This window comes from Vibrio sp. SBT000027, from assembly GCF_963894355.1.
In the GTDB taxonomy this organism is placed as follows: domain Bacteria; phylum Pseudomonadota; class Gammaproteobacteria; order Enterobacterales; family Vibrionaceae; genus Vibrio; species Vibrio splendidus.
Genome location: NZ_CAWQGD010000001.1, coordinates 1,247,117 through 1,267,514 on the forward strand (window position 1 = coordinate 1,247,117; position 20,398 = coordinate 1,267,514).

17 protein-coding genes are annotated in these 20,398 nt (G+C 42.2%); 7 read left to right on the plus strand and 10 right to left on the minus strand.

Annotated elements, in window-relative coordinates:
- The first annotated feature begins 193 nt into the window (after window positions 1–193).
- Window positions 194–2,098 (plus strand): sensor domain-containing diguanylate cyclase, encoded by a 1,905-nt coding sequence (locus AACU28_RS05340; protein ID WP_004730910.1) that lies wholly within the window; start codon window positions 194–196, stop codon window positions 2,096–2,098.
- Window positions 2,099–2,134: 36 nt separating this feature from the next.
- On the opposite strand, the gene AACU28_RS05345 is transcribed toward AACU28_RS05340, so the two are convergent.
- A complete protein-coding gene (locus tag AACU28_RS05345) occupies window positions 2,135–2,740 on the minus strand; it encodes a beta-phosphoglucomutase family hydrolase (protein ID WP_121602512.1) in 606 nt (201 codons plus the stop codon).
- An 87-nt stretch (window positions 2,741–2,827) separates the two neighbouring features.
- Between AACU28_RS05345 and arfB the strand changes: the two genes are divergently transcribed.
- Window positions 2,828–3,238, plus strand: coding sequence for an alternative ribosome rescue aminoacyl-tRNA hydrolase ArfB (arfB, locus tag AACU28_RS05350; protein WP_004730912.1), 411 nt, complete (start codon window positions 2,828–2,830; stop codon window positions 3,236–3,238).
- Between the two features lie 92 nt (window positions 3,239–3,330).
- Here arfB and AACU28_RS05355 read toward each other — a convergent pair whose 3' ends face one another.
- Complete coding sequence (locus tag AACU28_RS05355) at window positions 3,331–3,648, minus strand: helix-turn-helix transcriptional regulator (RefSeq protein ID WP_065206071.1); 318 nt, start codon at window positions 3,646–3,648, stop codon at window positions 3,331–3,333.
- A 201-nt stretch (window positions 3,649–3,849) separates the two neighbouring features.
- Between AACU28_RS05355 and AACU28_RS05360 the strand changes: the two genes are divergently transcribed.
- Window positions 3,850–4,176, plus strand: coding sequence for a hypothetical protein (locus AACU28_RS05360; protein WP_108020511.1), 327 nt, complete (start codon window positions 3,850–3,852; stop codon window positions 4,174–4,176).
- A 92-nt stretch (window positions 4,177–4,268) separates the two neighbouring features.
- Here the strand turns inward: AACU28_RS05360 and AACU28_RS05365 are convergent, their stop codons facing one another.
- The 3 genes from AACU28_RS05365 to AACU28_RS05375 form a co-directional block, all read right to left on the minus strand.
- Window positions 4,269–5,330, minus strand: coding sequence for a S1 family peptidase (locus AACU28_RS05365; protein ID WP_121602513.1), 1,062 nt, complete (start codon window positions 5,328–5,330; stop codon window positions 4,269–4,271).
- A 278-nt stretch (window positions 5,331–5,608) separates the two neighbouring features.
- Window positions 5,609–6,742: a glycine cleavage system aminomethyltransferase GcvT gene (gcvT, locus tag AACU28_RS05370; protein ID WP_108193164.1), complete on the minus strand. Its 1,134-nt coding sequence runs from the start codon at window positions 6,740–6,742 to the stop codon at window positions 5,609–5,611.
- A 494-nt stretch (window positions 6,743–7,236) separates the two neighbouring features.
- Window positions 7,237–7,860 (minus strand): helix-turn-helix domain-containing protein, encoded by a 624-nt coding sequence (locus AACU28_RS05375; RefSeq protein ID WP_017082298.1) that lies wholly within the window; start codon window positions 7,858–7,860, stop codon window positions 7,237–7,239.
- Window positions 7,861–8,301: 441 nt separating this feature from the next.
- On the opposite strand from AACU28_RS05375, the gene AACU28_RS05380 reads away from it, so the two are divergent.
- From AACU28_RS05380 to gcvP, 3 genes are all read left to right on the plus strand, one after another.
- Window positions 8,302–9,594: a serine hydroxymethyltransferase gene (locus AACU28_RS05380; protein ID WP_017059848.1), complete on the plus strand. Its 1,293-nt coding sequence runs from the start codon at window positions 8,302–8,304 to the stop codon at window positions 9,592–9,594.
- Between the two features lie 51 nt (window positions 9,595–9,645).
- Window positions 9,646–10,026 carry a glycine cleavage system protein GcvH gene (gcvH, locus tag AACU28_RS05385; protein WP_004730871.1) on the plus strand — a complete coding sequence of 127 codons (381 nt, stop codon included), beginning with the start codon at window positions 9,646–9,648 and terminating at the stop codon, window positions 10,024–10,026.
- 88 nt (window positions 10,027–10,114) lie between these two features.
- Window positions 10,115–12,994 (plus strand): aminomethyl-transferring glycine dehydrogenase, encoded by a 2,880-nt coding sequence (gene gcvP, locus AACU28_RS05390; RefSeq protein ID WP_017085551.1) that lies wholly within the window; start codon window positions 10,115–10,117, stop codon window positions 12,992–12,994.
- A 464-nt stretch (window positions 12,995–13,458) separates the two neighbouring features.
- On the opposite strand, the gene AACU28_RS05395 is transcribed toward gcvP, so the two are convergent.
- The 3 genes from AACU28_RS05395 to AACU28_RS05405 all read right to left on the minus strand — a co-directional run bounded on the left by AACU28_RS05395 (window position 13,459) and on the right by AACU28_RS05405 (window position 15,913).
- Window positions 13,459–13,608 carry a hypothetical protein gene (locus AACU28_RS05395; RefSeq protein ID WP_241907151.1) on the minus strand — a complete coding sequence of 50 codons (150 nt, stop codon included), beginning with the start codon at window positions 13,606–13,608 and terminating at the stop codon, window positions 13,459–13,461.
- 518 nt (window positions 13,609–14,126) lie between these two features.
- Window positions 14,127–15,008 carry a DMT family transporter gene (locus AACU28_RS05400; protein ID WP_048612540.1) on the minus strand — a complete coding sequence of 294 codons (882 nt, stop codon included), beginning with the start codon at window positions 15,006–15,008 and terminating at the stop codon, window positions 14,127–14,129.
- A gap of 23 nt (window positions 15,009–15,031) precedes the next feature.
- Window positions 15,032–15,913: an aspartyl/asparaginyl beta-hydroxylase domain-containing protein gene (locus AACU28_RS05405; protein ID WP_102487894.1), complete on the minus strand. Its 882-nt coding sequence runs from the start codon at window positions 15,911–15,913 to the stop codon at window positions 15,032–15,034.
- Between the two features lie 412 nt (window positions 15,914–16,325).
- On the opposite strand from AACU28_RS05405, the gene AACU28_RS05410 reads away from it, so the two are divergent.
- Window positions 16,326–17,708: an MATE family efflux transporter gene (locus AACU28_RS05410; protein WP_121602514.1), complete on the plus strand. Its 1,383-nt coding sequence runs from the start codon at window positions 16,326–16,328 to the stop codon at window positions 17,706–17,708.
- Between the two features lie 97 nt (window positions 17,709–17,805).
- On the opposite strand, the gene AACU28_RS05415 is transcribed toward AACU28_RS05410, so the two are convergent.
- On the minus strand, window positions 17,806–18,369 hold the full coding sequence (locus AACU28_RS05415) for a type II secretion system protein (protein WP_121602782.1): 564 nt from the start codon (window positions 18,367–18,369) through the stop codon (window positions 17,806–17,808).
- A 361-nt stretch (window positions 18,370–18,730) separates the two neighbouring features.
- Window positions 18,731–20,257, minus strand: coding sequence for a methyl-accepting chemotaxis protein (locus AACU28_RS05420; RefSeq protein ID WP_017081145.1), 1,527 nt, complete (start codon window positions 20,255–20,257; stop codon window positions 18,731–18,733).
- Window positions 20,258–20,398 lie beyond the last annotated feature (141 nt).

The window sequence follows — 20,398 nt, forward strand, 5'->3', positions numbered from 1 at the left end:
CTCAAGTTTCAGAGCGGCGTTCTATATTGAGCAATCATTTCCTAACGAAGTGATTGCTCAACAATCAAGCTTAAATGCAAAAAGTTGCAATTAAACCGTAGTAATATGCAAATCTTGTTTTAAGTTCTGGGTTAAGATCACATTAAAAACCCCATAAAATATATAGTATTGCGCTGATTCTTTGAGGACAGTGATGAATACGAGTATAAAAAAACTAGTCAGCCAATTTCTATGCACCATATTTGCCCTAGGATTAGTCCCTGCCCTCTACATCAATTCTGAACTTGACAGAATTGATGCTCAGCATACTCTCAATATTAAGCAGTCTAGCCAAAACCAAATCGAATACAGTTTTCACGAACTGGCCGTTATTGTTGAGCAAATATCTAATTCTGTTCCTTCCATCGCAGACTCTCAAACGTTACTTCGCGCAATTGAAGAACCATCAATTGTTCATAAACAAGCTCTGCAAGATCTGTGGGTGATGTTAGCTCGCGGACAACAATACTATTCTCAACTTCGCTATCTCGACCTAGAAGGTAACGAGGTTTACCGTATCAACTACAACAACAATAAAGCGACAATAGTTCCTGAGAATAAACTGCAGAACAAATCAGCTCGTAGCTACTTTAAAGATCTCCACCGACTGAAGATTGGAGAAGTAAGCTCCAACGGTATCGATTTAGAGATTGAGAATGGTGAAGTCGTCCACCCTTTGATGCCAGCCCTAAGGATAATGACACCCGTCGCCTCAGAAGATCGTATTATTGGCTACTTTATTGCTAACCTTAATATGCTCGAGGTCTACGACCGCCTTCTTTATCAAATCGGTACATCATCAGCCGTCCCTGTCATTCTTAACAGAACCGGACATGTCATCATGGGCCCTGATATCGAAGAATCGTTTGGGCATCTTATTGAATCTCGTTCAGATAAAACCTATGCGAAGCTTTACCCAGAGCTTTGGAAAGCCATTCAAGAAAATACCTCTTCTAGCTACTTTGATGGTAAAAACTGGTATTTTCACTCAGATATCAGCCCTAAAATAAAGCAATTTAAAGGACCAATTTATTTGGTTCTTCATGTTGAAAACCAACAATTTAGCAGCCAATACCGACAAGAAAAACAAGCCATATTCGTGCAGATCATCACCTTATCTTTCTTAATTTCGATGATCTCAGCAGGTTTTGTGCTTTGGAACAGTAACCATAAAAAGAACAGCATCGATAGCCAACTGGCTAAAGCCGCGATGAATGGCATGTCAGCCTTGGTAATTACTGACCGAAATAACCGAATCATCAAAGTAAACCAAGAGTTTACTCGCGTGAGTGGTTACGATTTGGAAGATGTAAAAGGGCGTCAGCCTTCGATGTTTGCCTCTGGTCGCTACAATCAAGAGTTCTACATCAAGATGTGGAGCATTATCACCAAGACGGGAGTTTGGGAAGGCGAAGTGGTCAATCGCCGTAAAGACGGGTCTTTGATCACTGAGATATTACGAATCCAAACCATCAAAGATTCGAAAGATGTGATTCAGTTTTACGTCGCTTCATTTGTCGATATTAGTAAACACAAAGAACTCGAAAAAAAGCTCAGAAATCTAAGTGAAAAAGACGCATTAGCTGGTTGCTGGAATCGAAGAAAATTTGACCTTGAACTTCGTGACGAATGTTCTCGTGTTAATCGTTACCCTACTCGCGAGCAATCTTGCTTAGCTATCTTGGATATTGACTACTTCAAACGCATTAACGACAGATTTGGGCACGATTACGGTGATCGAGTCATTCAAACAGTCGCTCAAGTACTTCAGCGTGAATGCCGTGAAACCGATTTTGTTGCTCGCATTGGTGGCGAAGAGTTTGGTGTTATTCTGCCTCACACCACAACAGAAGGAGCTGAATACGTTCTCAACAGGCTGAGAATTGCTGTCAGCCTTGAACTCGATAACGTAGTCACTGTGAGTGGCGGCATTACTAACATCACCAATGATCCAGCGCTGAACTACAAGTGCGCTGATTTAGCGTTATACGAAGCTAAAGCAGCAGGTAGAAACAATGTATGCTTATTCCTAGACAAAGAAATGAGTGAAATAGCCTAACAATAGACAGTACAAGCACTCTTGTTAGGCTCTCGATCAACTTGGGGCCGGGTAAAACTCTAACTTGTTCCCTTCTACCACCAGAATACAATCCATGTTCGCAGCATGAGCGGCTTGTTTACCTAAGTTCGTATCTTCAAACACAACACACTGCTTTGGCTGTAATCCCATACCAAAACACGCATCTAAGAAGGTATCTGGATTGGGTTTGTGATTCTTAACGTCTGTTGCTGTCACTAGGATATCGAGCTTGTTCAAGATATCTGTTTTGTCCAACAACTGCTCTGCACTTTTACGTTGGCTACCCGTCCCGACGGCAATCTTCTTGCTACCTAAATTTTCTAATAACAGAGAATGCGTACAAGGGATGATATCTCCTTTGTCTTCAATCGCAGCAAACGACGCCATCTTAAACGTAGAAACCGCTTGTGGGTCGAGCGATAAACCGTATTTGCTGTTCACCTCACCCGCGATCTTATAACTCGGCATGCCACCTAAGCTATGCAGCCAAGATGCTTCAAAATGAAAACCGAATTCTTCAGCCGTTTGCTGCCACGCCTTTACATGTGCTGGCATTGTATCGATCAACGTACCATCCATATCAAAGATTAATCCATCATATGCCGTTAAATCTATTTTCATCACTACTACCACTCTTTGAGAAAGTTACTGATACCATAACCAATATTCAGTATCATGACCCCATATTACCGTTCAAAATGGATGTTTATGTTACAAATATCTAACTCTGTTTCGATTCAAGACTGGGAACTCCAGTTAACAGCGATCAGAGCACAAGGAGCCGGCGGTCAGAACGTCAATAAAGTATCAAGTGCGATACATTTGCGTTTTGACATCAAGCACTCCACCCTGCCAGATTTCTATAAAGAGAAACTGCTAGCACACAAAGATAGCCGCATCACTAAAGATGGCGTGATTATCATTAAGGCGCAGCAGTATAGAACTCAAGAACAAAACCGTGATGACGCTTTGGTGCGTTTGAAAGAACTGATCTTGGAAGCAACAAAAGTTCAAAAAGTGAGACGAGCAACTAAGCCGACGCGCGGCTCTCAGAAAAGACGTTTAGAAGGAAAGAAACAAAGAAGTACCACCAAACAACTGCGCGGAAGAGTAGAATAATTTTTGATTTCATCAGTGAACACGTCACCCATCAAACAACCGCTCTAAATCTATTTATTTAGAGTAAAGACGAAACCTATTAGACCAAAACGCTATGGCTGCTTTTTGACCGACAGAATCAGTTTGATCAACAACATTCTCTCTTCGCTGGTCAGTAGCCGACTGACCGCCGCTACGTCTTCCGCCGTCGCTTGTGATGCGCCAACGACATCCAGAACCACATCCAAATCGGTAACTTTCAACGTCCTCGTGAGCGAACGATACTGAGACATTTTGATATCAGCTTCACCACGCTCGATTCGTTGATAGGTTTTTAAACTCATTCCCGCACTTGAGGCTAATTTTTCCTGGGACAAATTGGCGAGCTTCCTGCGATCAATCAGCGCCATGATTATGGGTTCTTGTGACATAAGCTTATCCTCAATAGACAGTTATGACCTAATTTCAGCAAGAAGCAGACCATATTGACTCGCAACGGTTTACATACGCCATTAAAGGCATATTATTCGATTATTAAAAAACGTTACGTTTCATAAACTTTGACACTTAGATCGGTCTTGAGCGTACAGGCTACTAAACTTGAATATTCAAGTGTTGGGAAATAAGAAAAATTGCAAATTGCGAATAATGAAGGCGTCAAATTGGAAATTGCGAATCGCTATACATTGGCGTTTCCTTGCATCAAGCACGCATTAGAATCAGACAATACCCGCAATCAAATTATCGGGGTACAGCATAGGCTACTCACTTACAAAGAAGTGTTGTTGCACGGGAACATGTTGGAAGACAAGGAATTAAGACAGGCTTTTTCTGCGTTGAACCAAAATGAAAAAGATGTCGCGCAAGGCGGTATTAAAAGCATCAACGATGCAATAAAAGAGATGGATGAGATTCTAGAAAGGTACAGCCGTAAAGCAGTTGTAGAACTAAGCAACTAAGCGGGTAAATGACTAAACAGCTAAACCTGCAGACATAAAAAAGTCGACGCTATCGTTAGATACAGCGTCGACTTGTTCAAAACATTGAAGTTCTAACGTAACACGGCTTTTCTAAGACCCGCGAACAACATCAGCATACCTAGCAAACCAAATGAAATACTACCGCCACTGCTACCAGAGCCAGTCGATGTACGTGCATTCACATAAGCTGTTCGCTTAGCATCAGTAGAAACAAACTTAGCGGTTTCAGTTCCTGCAATCACACTGTCTATCCAAGCTTCATAATCATGGATTTCAGTGAATACCGATGTCACAGTAGCACTACCACCACAAGTATCTGGTCCAAAGCTGGTAATACCAACTTGTCTGTAGTCAGCACCATCTTTCCAATACACTGGACCGCCTGAATCGCCTTGACACGTACCATTAAATAGCCCGGTAAATGCGCTGTAATCGCCGTTAAAACAGATTTGATTATCAGTTAACGCTGAGCCGTCAGTAAAGGCTGAAGCACAAGTAGCGTTGTCTACGTAATTCAGGTCAGCCTTCTGCAACAAAGTTGTCCCGTCAAAGCCTGAACGTGTATCACCATGCCCAACAGCAACAAAGTCATTAACACCAACACGGTAACTCTCATCGGAAGGACGCTTAACCACATCGTTAACTGAATCGATATTAAGTGCGCTTTCTAGCTTAAGAATAGCAACATCATTGCGTAATAGATCACTCAACGCATTTGAATAGTCACTGCGATAGTAAACTTCTGAGACTCGCGCTTTTTGGATGTTCCCATTAGGAAACTGAGAAGTATCTTCAATTTGAGGAACGACAACCGTAAATAACTGCCCTTCTTCATTGCCGTAAATACAGTGTGCTGCCGTCAGAATATGCGTTGGATCTAAAATTGTTGCTCCACAGTAAGGGCCTGTAGAGTAAACACCGTCATAATCTATGCGGTCAATGAACAAGCTGGCCATTGAAGGAAATTCAGCTACTGTGGCGTCACTACCGTTCACGATATAAGGTGTTACACCCGTATTAGGAGTACTTTCGACCGAATTTTCTGTCGCCATAACACTTGATGTGTAAATCAATGGCGCTAAAAGCCCTAAAACGGCTTTACGAACCGGACTCATTGTATGGTTTACGTTCATAGTTAACTCCTTGTAACCCCTACTACTTATTTACAAAAATGATGAATCGTCACCATAACACGTCACAACCGTGATTATAGTAAGTATTTGTAACGATATCGCCACATATCTCATTTTATAAACGAATTTTAAGTAACCGTTGTTAGTGGGTAACGCCAAACCTAATACGCTCGCAAAACATACGCTACCAAAAACAAAAAAGCCTACCGTTAGGCTTCCCAATAAAGAGAAGTAAACAATAGGCTTTCGTTAAACTTGGTGTTTTCTCTTAAAAGAGATTAGCCACGGTAGTAACGCTGAGGTACGAAAGGCATTTTTTCTACTGTCATTGGTAGCTTCTTGCCACGAACGTCAGCGAATACTTCAGTGCCAATTGTTGCTAAGTCTGTACGAACGTACGCCATAGAAACAGGCTTGCCTGCGTTAGGGCCAGCAGTACCACTTGTTACAACGCCAATCTTGTTGTCTTCAGCATCGAACAATTCAGCACCTTCACGTACTGGTGCTTTAGTTTGACCAACTAGACCAACACGCTTACGTTGAACATCTTTCGTTGCGATTTGCTCAAGGATGATATCAGCGCCTGGGAAACCGCCTGCACGCTCACCGTCAGTACGACGAACTTTTTGAATACCCCATAGAAGGCTAGCTTCAACTGGAGTAGTTGTTGTGTCTAGGTCGTGACCGTATAAACATAGACCACACTCAAGACGAAGTGAGTCACGAGCACCAAGGCCAATCCACTCTACTTCTGCTTCTGATGTTAGTTTACGAGCAAGTGCTTCAGCGTGATCGTTCGGTACTGAGATTTCGTATCCGTCTTCACCGGTATAACCACTGCGGCTTACGATGCACTCTACGCCGTCGATATCGACTTTTTGAACGTCCATGAACAGCATGTCTGCAACACTTGGTTGGAAACGAGCAAGAACTTCAGACGCTTTAGGCCCTTGAAGTGCTAATAGAGCGCGATCATCAATCACTTCCATTTCTACGTCAGCTGGAAGGTGCGCAGTTAGGTGGTCGATATCTTGTGTTTTACAAGCCGCGTTCACAACAACAAACAAGTGATCGCCTAGGTTAGCCACCATCAGGTCATCCATAATGCCGCCCTGCTCGTTGGTAAAGAACGCATAGCGCTGTTTACCAGAAGGAAGGTCAATAATATCTACAGGAACCAAAGATTCTAAGACAGCTGCTGCGTTTGCGCCATGAAGACGAAGTTGCCCCATGTGAGAAACATCAAAAAGACCGGCAGCATCACGAGTGTGTAAGTGCTCTTTCTTTACACCTAGTGGATACTGAACTGGCATATCGTAGCCAGCGAAAGGAACCATTTTTGCACCCTCTTCAACATGAAGTGCATGCAGTGGTGTTGTTAGTAGGTCTTGATTAGCGTGTTCTTGAGTCATTTTCTTCTCCATGAAGCGTTGCAGGCTGTCCAAAGTCGAGTCTGCCGCTTATATCTCTATTTAGAGTCGCCTCTAACGATAAGTCTCATCATTAGTCACCTCAGCGTATTCGCGTTAGTCACCTTGACGTCTTAACCTTAGAAACAGTAGATAGTAAAAAGTGATGTCTTTTATATAGGCTTATATCGTTAGCTTGATAAATCAGGTTAGCTGTACAAAAGCTCTACAAGTCACTTTCTAAGAATTCACTTCAGTAAACTTCAATCAACATGAGTAAACCGTGTTCACTATAATAAACAAGCCTGAGTCAGTTTTACACCCTTAACAATAGTAAAACAGTTCAAAATGTGACATTTAACAATTTAAAAACAATTTTTCGATGCATACAAAAACGCGATATTGATGATTATCACATCAATATCGCGTCTATTGGCAAACGTTAGAAACAATAGCAAACGGTTGCATTCACTATAAGAAATTCCAACTTTGTTAATTTATTTTGCTGTCACCCACAAAATGAGCGCGTCTTCTGCGCTGGTCGAGATAAGCATGTGACCCATATTGGCATCGTAATACATGCTATCACCTTCACTCATTGGCACAGGTTCATAGAATTCTGAGTAGAACATCACATCACCAGAGATGATCATCAAAAACTCTTCACCGTCGTGACGTACCCAATCGTTATACTCTTCAAAAGTACGCGCTCTCACGCGACTCTTAAAGGGCATCATCTTCTTATTAGACAGCTCTGTTGCAAGCAGTTCATGCTCGTACGTTGGGGTTGGGTGAGGTTTACCTTGACCAGCCTTAGTTAAGTCACGACGCCCTGTTGCTACCTTTTTCCTTGGTGGCTCAAACAGTTGGGGCATGTTTATTTGTAAGCCCATCGCTAGCTTTTGCATCGCTTGGAAGGTTGGCGAGATTTGCTCGTTCTCAATTTTGCTGAGCGTAGAGCGAGCTAAACCAGTACGTTGGCTCGCTTCTTCTAACGTAATCCCAAGCTTGCCGCGGATATCTTTAATACGCTGGCCAAGCCTAAGTGGTTCGATATTCTGGTCTAACGTTTCCTTCGCCAACGTTAAAGATGGGTACTCATCATAAATGTCTTCTGACATAGGTCCCTCATTAAATTCTTGCTTCCTGTCTATTAATTTCATTGTTGCATGAAGCGCTTTGTTGATTAAAGAGCACACAGAGAAATAAAGCGTGCTCCCCGTAGCAAAACAAGAAAAGTTGTTTCCTATTGGAAATTTTTGTTGAAAATTGATTTTATCGGAGCTATGTTATCGACTTGTTAGATGAAGAGATGCTACTTCGGCTTGCAGCAAATGATAGATTTAACATTTGTAAAAGCTGTTTTTTACCCGAACTTTTTGGGAAACAATTCGTGCTGCATTGACCCTACAACGATCGCTTAGACGCTGTAAGAGTATATTTATAACGCAATTCACGTTTATCTATACCTATATAGCGCAAACGATACCGATGCAGAAATCAACGTAAGACCTAATGGACTATAAAAATAATCACCATTAGCTTAATGAAAGGTCTCGACAATGAACGCTTACCAAAACCATAGCTTAGACAGTTTTTTCACTACGAACCTATCTGGTACTGACGACGCAGTATTTGCTGGCATCCAAGCAGAGAACACTCGTCAAAACGAACAAATCGAACTTATTGCTTCTGAGAACATCGTTTCTAAAGCAGTAATGCAAGCTCAAGGCACTTGCCTAACCAACAAATACGCAGAAGGCTACCCAGGCCGTCGTTACTACGGTGGTTGTGAGCACGTAGATACAGTTGAAGCTATCGCGATTGAACGCGCTAAACAGCTGTTCAAATGTGAATACGTAAACGTACAGCCTCACTCTGGCGCTCAAGCAAACGGTGCAGTTAAACTTGCGCTACTTCAACCTGGCGACACTATCCTAGGTATGTCTCTTGACGCTGGTGGCCACCTAACACACGGTGCGCGCCCTGCAATGTCTGGTAAATGGTTCAACGCCGTTCAATACGGCGTAGACCGCGAAACTCTAGAAATCGATTACGAAGCGGTTCGCGCTTTAGCTATCGAAAGCCAACCTAAAATGATTATTGCTGGTGGTAGTGCTATCCCACGCGTTATTGATTTCGCTAAGTTCCGTGAAATCGCTGACGAAGTTGGCGCTATCCTAATGGTTGATATGGCACACATCGCGGGTCTTATCGCGACAGGTGCTCACCCTAGCCCACTACCACACGCACACGTAGTTACTACAACAACGCACAAAACACTTCGTGGCCCACGCGGCGGTATGATTCTTACGAATCACGAAGACATCAACAAAAAGATCAACTCTGCAGTGTTCCCTGGCCTTCAAGGCGGCCCACTAATGCACGTTATCGCGGCTAAAGCAGTGGCGTTTGGCGAAGCACTTGGCCCAGAATTTAATACTTATATTGATTCAGTGATCGATAACGCAAAAGTTCTCGCTGAAGTGTTGCAAACTCGCGGTTGTGACATTGTGACAGGCGGAACTGACACGCACCTAATGCTGGTTGACCTTCGTCCTAAGGGATTGAAAGGTAACGTAACTGAAGAAGCATTAGAGCGTGCAGGGATCACATGTAACAAAAATGGCATACCATTCGATACAGAGAAGCCTATGATTACTTCTGGTATCCGTTTAGGCACGCCAGCTGGGACCACTCGTGGTTTTGGCACTGAAGAATTCAAACTAATCGGTGAATGGATCGGCGATGTACTTGATGGCTTAGTTGAAAGCCCTGAAGGCAATGCTGAAGTTGAGCAACGTGTTCGCAAGCAAGTTAAAGAGCTTTGCAAGCGCTTCCCTCTTTACCGTTAAACCGTTTTTAAGATTTAAATTAAAACCTCATAAATTTTTGGAGAATAAGCAATGGACAATACACTAAAGTTTGCAGACAGCCACGAGTGGGTAAAAGACAACGGTGACGGTACTGTAACTATCGGCATTTCTGAGCACGCTCAAGAGATGCTAGGTGACGTTGTGTTTGTTGACCTGCCTGACACTGGAGACGAAATTGAAGCTGGCGAAAGCTTCTCTCTCGTTGAATCAGTGAAAGCAGCTTCTGATATCTACGCACCAATCTCTGGCGAAATCGTAGAAATCAACGAAGAATTAGAAGATAGCCCAGAGTTGATTAACGAAGAATCTTATGAAGGTGGTTGGATTGTTAAAGTGAAGATGTCTGATGCGTCTGAACTAAACAACCTTAAAGATGCGGAAGAATACCTAAGCTCTATCGAAGAAGACTAATAGGTTCCTCATTACGATAAAGCTGCTCTTTAGAGCAGCTTAATTTTAGGGGCTAGCTCACGGCTCCAAAGAGAAAGTAGAACATATCATGACTGAATTACTTCAAAGCCAATTACTAAAAGACTTGGGTACTCAAAACGAGTTTGTTGCTCGTCATAACGGCCCTAATAAAGCAGACCAGCAAAAAATGCTTGATGCGATCAACGCGACTAGCTTAGACGCACTGATCGACGAAACGGTTCCTGCACAAATCCGTCTTGAAAAACCAATGACACTTGCTGCGCCACTGAGCGAAATGGACATGCTGACCTCTCTTAAAGAGATCGCTAACCTAAACCAAGTGAAACGTACTTTCATTGGCCAAGGCTACTACAACACATTCACTCCAAACGTTATTCTACGTAACGTTTTAGAGAACCCAGGCTGGTACACAGCTTACACACCATACCAACCAGAGATTTCTCAAGGTCGTCTTGAAGCTCTACTCAATTACCAACAAATGGTAATGGACCTAACCGGTATGGAAATCGCGAACGCATCCCTTCTTGATGAAGCGACAGCGGCTGGCGAAGCAATGACACTGTGTAAGCGTGCTGGCAAAAGCAAGAGCAAAGTATTCTTCGTTGCTGACGATGTTCACCCTCAAACACTAGAAGTTGTTAAAACTCGTGCTGAGTACATCGGTTTTGAAGTAATGGTTGGTGCTCTTGAAACACTTCCAGAGCAAGACGTATTTGGTGCGCTTCTTCAATACCCGAGTACAACGGGTGAAGTTCGTGACCTAACAGACATCATTGCGAAAGCTCAAGCTAACAAAACACTGGTAACGGTTGCTACTGACCTACTTGCTTCTGCTCTACTCAAGCCTGCGGGCGAAATGGGCGCAGACGTAGTAATCGGTTCAGCGCAACGTTTCGGCGTTCCTATGGGTTACGGTGGTCCACACGCTGCATTCATGGGTACTCGTGAAAAGCATAAGCGTACAATGCCAGGTCGTGTAATCGGTGTATCTATCGATACTCACGGTAACCAAGCGCTACGTATGGCAATGCAGACTCGTGAGCAACACATCCGCCGCGAGAAAGCGACATCGAACATCTGTACAGCTCAAGCACTTCTAGCAAACATGGCGTCGTTCTACGCGGTTTACCACGGTGCAGAAGGCCTACGTACTATTGCTCGTCGTACACACCACATGACAGCTATCCTAGCGGCTGGCCTGACTAAATCGGGTTACGAACTAACGAACAACAGCTTCTTTGATACCATCACGATCAACTCTGAAGAGAAGACAGATGCACTGTACGCGAAAGCGCAAGCAGCAGACATCAACCTTCGTCGACTTGTTGGCAAAATCGGTATCAGCTTAGATGAAACAACAACGATCGACGACGTGAACGCACTGTTCGCAATCTTCGACGTGAAAGAAGACGTTCAAGCACTCTCTTCTGACATTGCATCAAACGAGTTTGCCGCAATTCCAGAAAACTGCCGTCGTGAATCAGAGTTCCTAACTCACCCAGTATTCAACACGCACCACAGCGAAACGCAAATGATGCGTTACCTAAAACAGCTTGAGAATAAAGACTTCTCACTAACGCACGGCATGATCCCACTGGGCAGCTGTACGATGAAGCTGAACGCTGCTGCTGAGATGATTCCAGTAACATGGCCTGAGTTTGGTTCAATTCACCCATTCGCACCTCTTGATCAAGCAGCGGGTTACACAGCGCTAGCGAAAGATCTTAAAGAGAAGCTATGTGAAATCACCGGTTACGACGATTTCTCACTACAGCCTAACTCTGGTGCATCTGGCGAATACGCAGGTCTAATCGCGATTCAACGTTACCACGCAAGCCGTGGTGAAGCTCACCGTAACGTTTGTCTGATTCCAAGCTCTGCGCACGGTACTAACCCTGCAACAGCATCAATGGTTTCAATGAAGGTAGTGGTTGTTAAGTGTGATGAAGATGGCAACATCGACATGACAGACCTAGCAGCGAAAATCGAGAAGCACAAAGAAAACCTATCAAGCATCATGATCACTTACCCTTCTACGCACGGCGTATACGAAGAGCAAGTGAAAGAAGTGTGTGAACAAGTACACGCAGCGGGCGGTCAGGTTTACCTAGACGGCGCGAACATGAACGCTCAAGTAGGTCTAACTTCACCTGGCTTCATCGGTTCAGACGTATCTCACTTGAACCTACACAAAACATTCTGTATCCCACACGGTGGTGGCGGTCCGGGTATGGGTCCTATCGGCGTTAAATCGCACCTAGCACCTTTCCTACCCGGTCACATCGAAAACGGTGTACAAGGTTCTGACTACGCGGTATCAGCAGCAGATTTAGGCAGTGCTTCAATCTTACCTATCTCTTGGGCTTACATCGCAATGATGGGCGAACCTGGTCTAACAGACGCGACTAAAGTAGCGATTCTGAACGCGAACTACGTGATGGAAAAACTACGTCCTCACTACCCTGTTCTTTACCGTGGCACTAACGGCCGCGTAGCGCACGAATGTATTATCGATATTCGTCCACTTAAAGAAGACACAGGCATCAGCGAAGAAGATATTGCTAAGCGTCTAATGGACTTCGGTTTCCACGCGCCTACGATGTCTTTCCCAGTAGCAGGCACGCTAATGGTTGAGCCAACTGAATCTGAAGATTTAGAAGAGCTAGACCGTTTCTGTGAAGCGATGATCGCAATCCGTCACGAAATGGCAGCTGTGAAAGCGGGTGAATGGCCACTAGACAACAACCCTCTAGTAAACGCACCGCACACACAAGTTGACCTTTCAGGCGCAGAATGGGATCGCCCTTACTCTCGCGAACTTGCTTGCTTCCCATCGAAAGCAACCAAGAACTCGAAGTACTGGCCGACTGTTAACCGTGTAGACAACGTATACGGCGACCGTAACCTAATCTGTTCTTGCCCAAGCATCGACAACTACGAAGACTAATTTTTGTAGATTTTAGATAAACAAAAGCGAACCACTCGGTTCGCTTTTTTGTTTTCTGAAATTCAAGGCCAACAAATGCATTGACCTTACCGTAAGGGAAAGGTTTATGTTGAAATGAATCCAACGATGAATGAGGTAACGATTATGGGATGTTGCAACAAAGCGCCAAAAGGTGGAGCCCCTCTTGGCTTATTTTTGAAAGTCACGCTTGGGATTGGGCTTTTTGTGTTCCTGCTGGCTTTGTGGCAGTAGGAAGTTTACAAGCTGCCAGATTTGGAAGCTAAGAAGTGATGGTATACAAAAATAGTTGGTGCCATAGTAGTTTGTTAAATGTGTTATTTAAACCTAGCGGTATGACGTTTATCCTTTCTTTCACGCTACAACCAAATTATGAAATAAAGAGGAAGACTGCCAACAGATTCCCAAACACCACTCATTAATACGTTGGTAGTTTTCGTCCAACTTCAAGCTGTTTCTAAAATAGACAACGGGGCAATACTTCGACCTATCATCACCCCAAAAATAGCAGAAAATGCAGCACGAATAACAAATTCAGGCGCCCCCTTTTTTCTCTCTAGTTTCCACTTAGAACACTCGCTATCTGGATCTTTCATTATCCCCTCAATAAGATATCCAATCTGGGCATATAATGTCCACGTCAATCGGACTAAAATTATGTGGAAAACTTGTTGAGAAACCAAACATTGAAAGGTGATTCACTTTTGTTTAAATGACTTGAATTAAACATTTTTAATGTAGCTTAACTTTGGCCAGTTTTCATATAAACACAAAAGGCCGTATAGATCATTCGCGAAGGACGATAAGTAATAATCAGATAAAGACTCAACTAATAATTGACACTGCCCGCAACGTCATCGTCTTTAAGAAATGCATTGATTAAAAACACATTGAAAGTAATTTAAGCATGACGTTAACAACAAATCGAGAACCTTTCTGACCCGAATAAAAATCAAACCCTGTGAGGACAAATAAATATAAAAATCGAAGTGCAAATTAGATAAAATCAATATATTTCCTACGATAGAAAAAGACCACGTTTATAAGTGGTCTTTATAAGATATCACTGTCAATTATAGAATAGACTTAGTAAGAAGAAAATAGCAACCTATACTTACATTTTCTGCTTGGCTCTATTTTCAAAAAAAACATCAATCCAATTTTGGTTTTGTATAAGCCAAGTGCATCCAAATATCAAAAACATACCCAACATCATATTTACTGTTATTACAGAATCAAAAAATATGTATGCCATTACGGCAGTAGCAGCAGGGACACAAGAAAAGTACGTAGATACATTAGTCACCGTACCCGATTTTAAGGCTTTTATAAGGAGCATAGATGAAAGCACAGAAATTAGAAGTGACTGCCAAAGTAATGCTGATATGGAAATATTGTTTACATCAAATTTAAACTCACTAAAAATAATGGTTGTAGGCAATAGTATTAGTGTTGCTGAAAAACATTGAAACAACATGTTTTTTTCAATAGGTATGTTTGAACAATATTTTTTTTGATGTATAGAACCAAATGTAACACCTAATAACGACAAGATTGCAAGTATAAGATTTTCAAAATTTGTCGTTCCCAAGCTGAAATTTTCCACCGAAAAAATCAAGGTACCGAGTACACAACCTAAGATCCCATAAATTTGAAATTTCGAATTTAGATCTCTAGATACTATTAACGTTAAAACTGGCTGTAACCCTAAGACGATCGTCAACATCGCCGGACTGATTCCTGACACCAATGAATAAGAGAAAAAGACCGGATAGAGAAATTGTATAAAGACTCCTACAATCATGGCATGTACCATACTCTTATTATCTACTTTATTGTTTCTTAAAATTAAAAAATTAATAATTACGAAAACAAATAATGCAACAATCACTCTAAGTGTTATAAAAGTAAGTGGGTTAGTATAACTCAATCCTATTGAAGACGCGATATAGCCGGAAGCCCACAGAAAAACAAAAATCCATCCTAAATATTTCACAGATAGCCTCCCAGCTATAAAAACTACACTGTAGTGAATCTTTCACCTAACTTTCTATTAACAGTGTAATATTCCTTAATTTCATGGCAAGTATTATATATATCGCCACCTTTAGATTTCGTAGCTTCAATAAGGATATCGTACGTCTCTTTAATTGGTATATCGTGATGAACATGAGCACTAGATACTTTCAAAATCGCACTTTTAAGATCTTCAAGGTTATAAATTGACTTTGAGATATCAAAAATAAAATCTGAAACATCTTGATCTCGAAGGGGTGCCCTTTGAAATACCATAGCTTCTATGGTTTCATCATGAATAGATTTGTCTTTGAATATAAGTGAGGGCTCTACATTATCTACACCATCATATTGAAAATCTAAACAAAGAATAACTCGGTTCCCATCACCAAAATTGTATGCTGCATGGACTACACTTGCATCAAGCATCCAAATATCACCCTTCAGCATTCTAAATACCCCGTAGTCTTCATCACTATGATAAGAAGTTAACGAAGTTTCAAGAGGAATTAATACACGTATATATTTTTCCTTATTATCACCCAATTCAATAAAATCTTTGTGCGGTATAACTTGACCATTTATTAAGTTACGTGTCCTAACCATTTTAAGATTTTCTACGTCAAAGTACTTATTTATAATTTCATTAATATATAGCGTTTGCTTACCTAGTTCGGTCATCTTCGCTTTGTTTTTATTATCTTTGTACTGGGTATTTTGATAATCCCCGTCATCATTCCACAATGAGTTGTTTATCCACGTACCACTATTAAATTCGTTGTATTCTTCTTCAAACACAGGGAACTTAGATATGATATCAAGGTCTTTCCTTAAAGAATTACTTTCAAAGTCGATTCTTCCTAGCAATTTAGTTTTGGATTTCAATTTATTAACCTTTTAGTTTTGTTTTTATTAATATTTTGTAACACACATTTTACGTTCGACATAGTACTCAACAACAAACGACTATCAACGGTTTAATTATTTTTTAAAATCAATATGTGACTTAACACATATAAAAGCACGCTTTTAATTATATAAATGCCATTTAAACAAGAGTTAGTACCGTTTTAACCTCAGATAGAACCACCACAAGTCAGATTCTGAAAAATTAGAAGTGTTTGATTAAAATGCAAAAAACAACACCAAATTACTCGCTATTTAGTTTGTTCAGTCCAATGCTTGACCCTATATGGTAAGGTGTTTATATTGTCGCCCGCCCAACGGGGCACATCCTAAAATACACACCGGCCATCCTGCCATCATTCGTGTATTTATATTGGTGTTGTGAACTTCCATGCTAACGAAACTTCGTCCTTTTACTCGTGAATCGGGTGCGCTTATGCATCTTTCGATTCCAATCATTTTGACTCAAATAGCGACCCAAGCGATGGGATTTGTCGATACGACAATGGCTGGCCAAGTAAGCCCTGCCGATCTTGCTGCTATTGCACTTGGCACTAGCCTTTGGATTCCTGTGTTGCTGTTACTGCGTGGCGTTATTATGGCGTTAACGCCTGTTGTCGCTTACCACCGCGGCTCACGTGACTTTCAAAGTATCTCTGTTGAGTTCTTCCAGATGGTTTGGTTGGCATTAATTGCTAGCGTATTACTCATTGCTTACTTGGTGAGTGCGAAACCAATCTTAGAATGGATTGGGGTAGCCGCTGAGATCATCCCTATCGGCAGTGACTATGCGTTTGCCCTAGCCTTCGGTGTGCCGGGTATTGCCCTGTTCTACACCTTGAACGGTTTCTGTGAAGGTATGAACAACACCAAAGTGCCAATGATCATTTCTGTGGTTGGCTTGTTGGTGAATATTCCGGTCAACTACGTGCTTATCTACGGTAAGTTCGGCTTCCCTGAAATGGGCGCAGTGGGTTGTGGCTGGGCGACAAGCTTGGTGTATTGGCTAATGTCGGGAATGCTGTATTCCTACATTAAAGGTCATCACCATTACAAGACTATCATCAACTTTTCAGATGCGAAGCCAAAAGCAAAAGAGATGCTTCACCTTCTAAGATTAGGTTTACCTATCGGGATGAACATTGCAGTGTGTGGCAGCATTTTCGCGGTAATCGCACTGATGATTGGTCGTATTGGTGCTGAGAACGTAGCAGCCGCGCAAATCGCACTTAACATTTCGAGCTTAACTTACGTGATTCCTATGAGCATCTCGTTTGGCATTACGATTCGTGTTGGGCACGCTTTGGGTGAGAAAGACGAACTAGGCGCAATTGAACGCAGCAAAGTCGGTATCTTGGTTGCGGCGTTGATTTCATTACTATCGGTTGCGATGTTCCTTCTGTTCCCTGAGTGGATCATTAGGCTTTACACAACCGACCCTACAATAAGCGCGACAGCAGCAGTATTGTTGACCTTTACTGCGATGTACCAATTCAGCGATGCATTGCAAACATCGGCTAACGGCGCACTGCGTGGCTATAAAGACACTAAGATCCCGATGATTTTAGCTATCGCTTCATACTGGGGCTTAGCACTACCACTGGGCATGGTGTTGGGCTTAACAGACCATATTGTTCCAGCAATGGGTGAAGAAGGCTTTTGGATTGGTATCCTAACGGGCTTGAGCGTTTCAGCGACGCTGATGTTAATTCGCTTACGATACGTGATTAAGAAACGTGACTTGCCACCAGCAAGTGCTCCATTGGCAAACTAAGATAGGCCAATAAGCTAATAGAAAAAAGCGCGTTATTGCTACTCGGCAATAACGCGCTTTTTTATTGAATTTCTATAAACCAGATGATGTGCTTGGTTTAACACTCATCGTTCATAACACGAACTGTACACTCACAACCATCTACTGGACATGTGTCTCCACTTGTCCTGCCACCAAAAGAATCATAAAGAACATAACAACCTGAAGGTAAGGCATCATCAGTTATGTTATTGCTGTTAAGGTCAGCTTGACTAAATGGCTGAGTATATCCCACAACCGTGTGTCTGTTACCTAATTCAGAGATGATGCTGTCATCATCCGACAAAGTTAGGAAATCGAGCATATTTAACGCATCTCCTGATTCGCCTTCACTTTCAGGGCAAAGTGTTCCCCAATCTACTTCAACGCTACCGATACCGAAATCGATCACATAGTTACTTTGGTCATCTGGGTTTTCCGCACTAGGGTTAAGTCCAACAATAATGGCTTTAGAGGTTACCTGAGTGATTACCCCTTCCATCGCACCAGCAACACCTTCAAGTACCGCTTCTCTTGCTGACTCCTGAATATTGAGGAACCTCGGGGCTGCTGTAACGGCCAATACTCCAAGTATCACGATCACAATGATTAATTCCATTAAAGTAAATCCGTTTTTCTTCATAACACCCACATCAACTGACAACTACAGATACAATTACTGAATGAACTATCAATAACTATACATCGTGATGAGATGCGGAACACCTTATGTGTCGCGTCAAAGCTGTTGTTTAGTCGATTTTTTGACCTTACGCATGCGGAAATAAAAGTAAGTGCCTGCTGTCACTGTCTTATTTGATCGCGTTGTTTCTAAATAGATCAAATTTTCGATATTACACTGCAGGTACATTCTTCATTTCTATTGCGCTCTATCGGAATATCTGTGTCTGCATATCGCAAAAAAAATAGCGCTCATGCATGACATAAGCGCTATTAAATTACTGGAGGCTCAACACATCTCTTAAAGAGATATGTTGGGAATTCTAGATTTTAAATGAACCGACATAACGATCGAGAACTTGTGATAACTCTGCCAGGTGCTGGCTTGATTGCTCTAATTTCTCACTTGCGCTCAAACCGTTTTTGACTGAGCTATTAACCGTATCCATGTTCATATTAATTTCATTCGCTACCGCTGATTGCTGCTCCGTTGCCGTTGCGACTTGCGTATTAATATCGAGAATAGCCAAAACTTGCGTTGAAATTTTTTCCAAAGCTTGGCGAGCCATTTCAGTTTCAGTCGTACCCTCTTCAATTAGGTTCTTGCTATTACTCATCGAGCTAACAGCGTTCTTAGCTTCGGTTTGAAGTTGGTTGATCATAGTGTCAATTTCATCGGTCGACTGCGCGGTTTTTGTCGCTAGGTTACGAACTTCGTCAGCAACAACCGCAAAGCCTCGACCAGCTTCACCAGCACGTGCAGCTTCAATCGCAGCGTTGAGTGCAAGCAAGTTTGTTTGCTCAGAGATACCTCGAATAACGTCAAGAATAGTACCGATCGACTGAGTATTATCAGCAAGGCTCACGATGATGTTAGAAGCACTATTCATTTCGGCTTCAAGGTTTGCAATCGAATTTGTGGTCTTCTCGATCGTCTTATGACCTTCTTGAGTTTCACTTGCCGCCATGTTTGCCGCGCTTGCAGCACCAGCCGCGCTAGACGCAATTTCATTAACCGTGGCGATCATTTCATTCATAGATGTCACGACCAACATGGTTTGTTCGTTCTGCTCTTGTCCTCTTTGCAATGCTTGCTGCGACTGTTCACGAAGCCCAATAGCGGTGCTATTTAATTCAACACCCGTATTCACTGTTTGAGTAATAATCTCGTGCACCTTGCCAACGAACACATTGAAAGCCGATGAGATTTGAGCAACTTCGTCATTCCCTTTGATAGGCAAACGTACCGATAGGTCACCATCACCTTCAGAAATATCGTGTAATGTGTTTTTCAATACTAAGAGAGGCTGCATCAGTTTGCTAAGAAGAAGCGATAGAACAACGAGACAAACAACAAAAATGAAAACCATTGAAGCGAGCTGGTAGCTAATAATACCGTTTGTTGCTTGGCTAACCTCTGTGATAGGAATGCCGATATCAAAGGTGCCGTACAGCTCACCGTTGACGTAGATAGGTGCCATGATGTCAAACACCCATACTTTTTGAACATCAGCGTACCATTTTGAATACTGTTGTACGCCTTGGGTTGCACCTTTAACGGTATAGCTATCTTCGTAAACCTTATTAAGTTTATTTTTATCGCTGTGAGCAATAGCACTTACGTTACTATCAATAACAATGGCATAAGTGACATCAGATCGCTGTTTCAGCTCACCCACCAGCTTTTGTAAATCTTGAACTGGGTTGTCCGAATTCTCTAAGATATACCCAGCATTTCCAGCCAAGAATTCAGCTTGAACTTGAGATTTGTTCAATATTATCTCATCGATTTTTTCACTTGAAATGAAATAGGTTGACGCCATACTCGCAGCGACTGCAATGCCAAACATAATAAAAACGGCAAATAGGATTGTTTTCTTCATTTAGGTTGTCTCGACGCAAGTTTGTTAAAAATTCTCTGAAGGTTTCAATAACTGAAACCAAAGCTCGCACGTTCTGTCTCGTGTTAGAGCTCCCACTAATCCTTTATC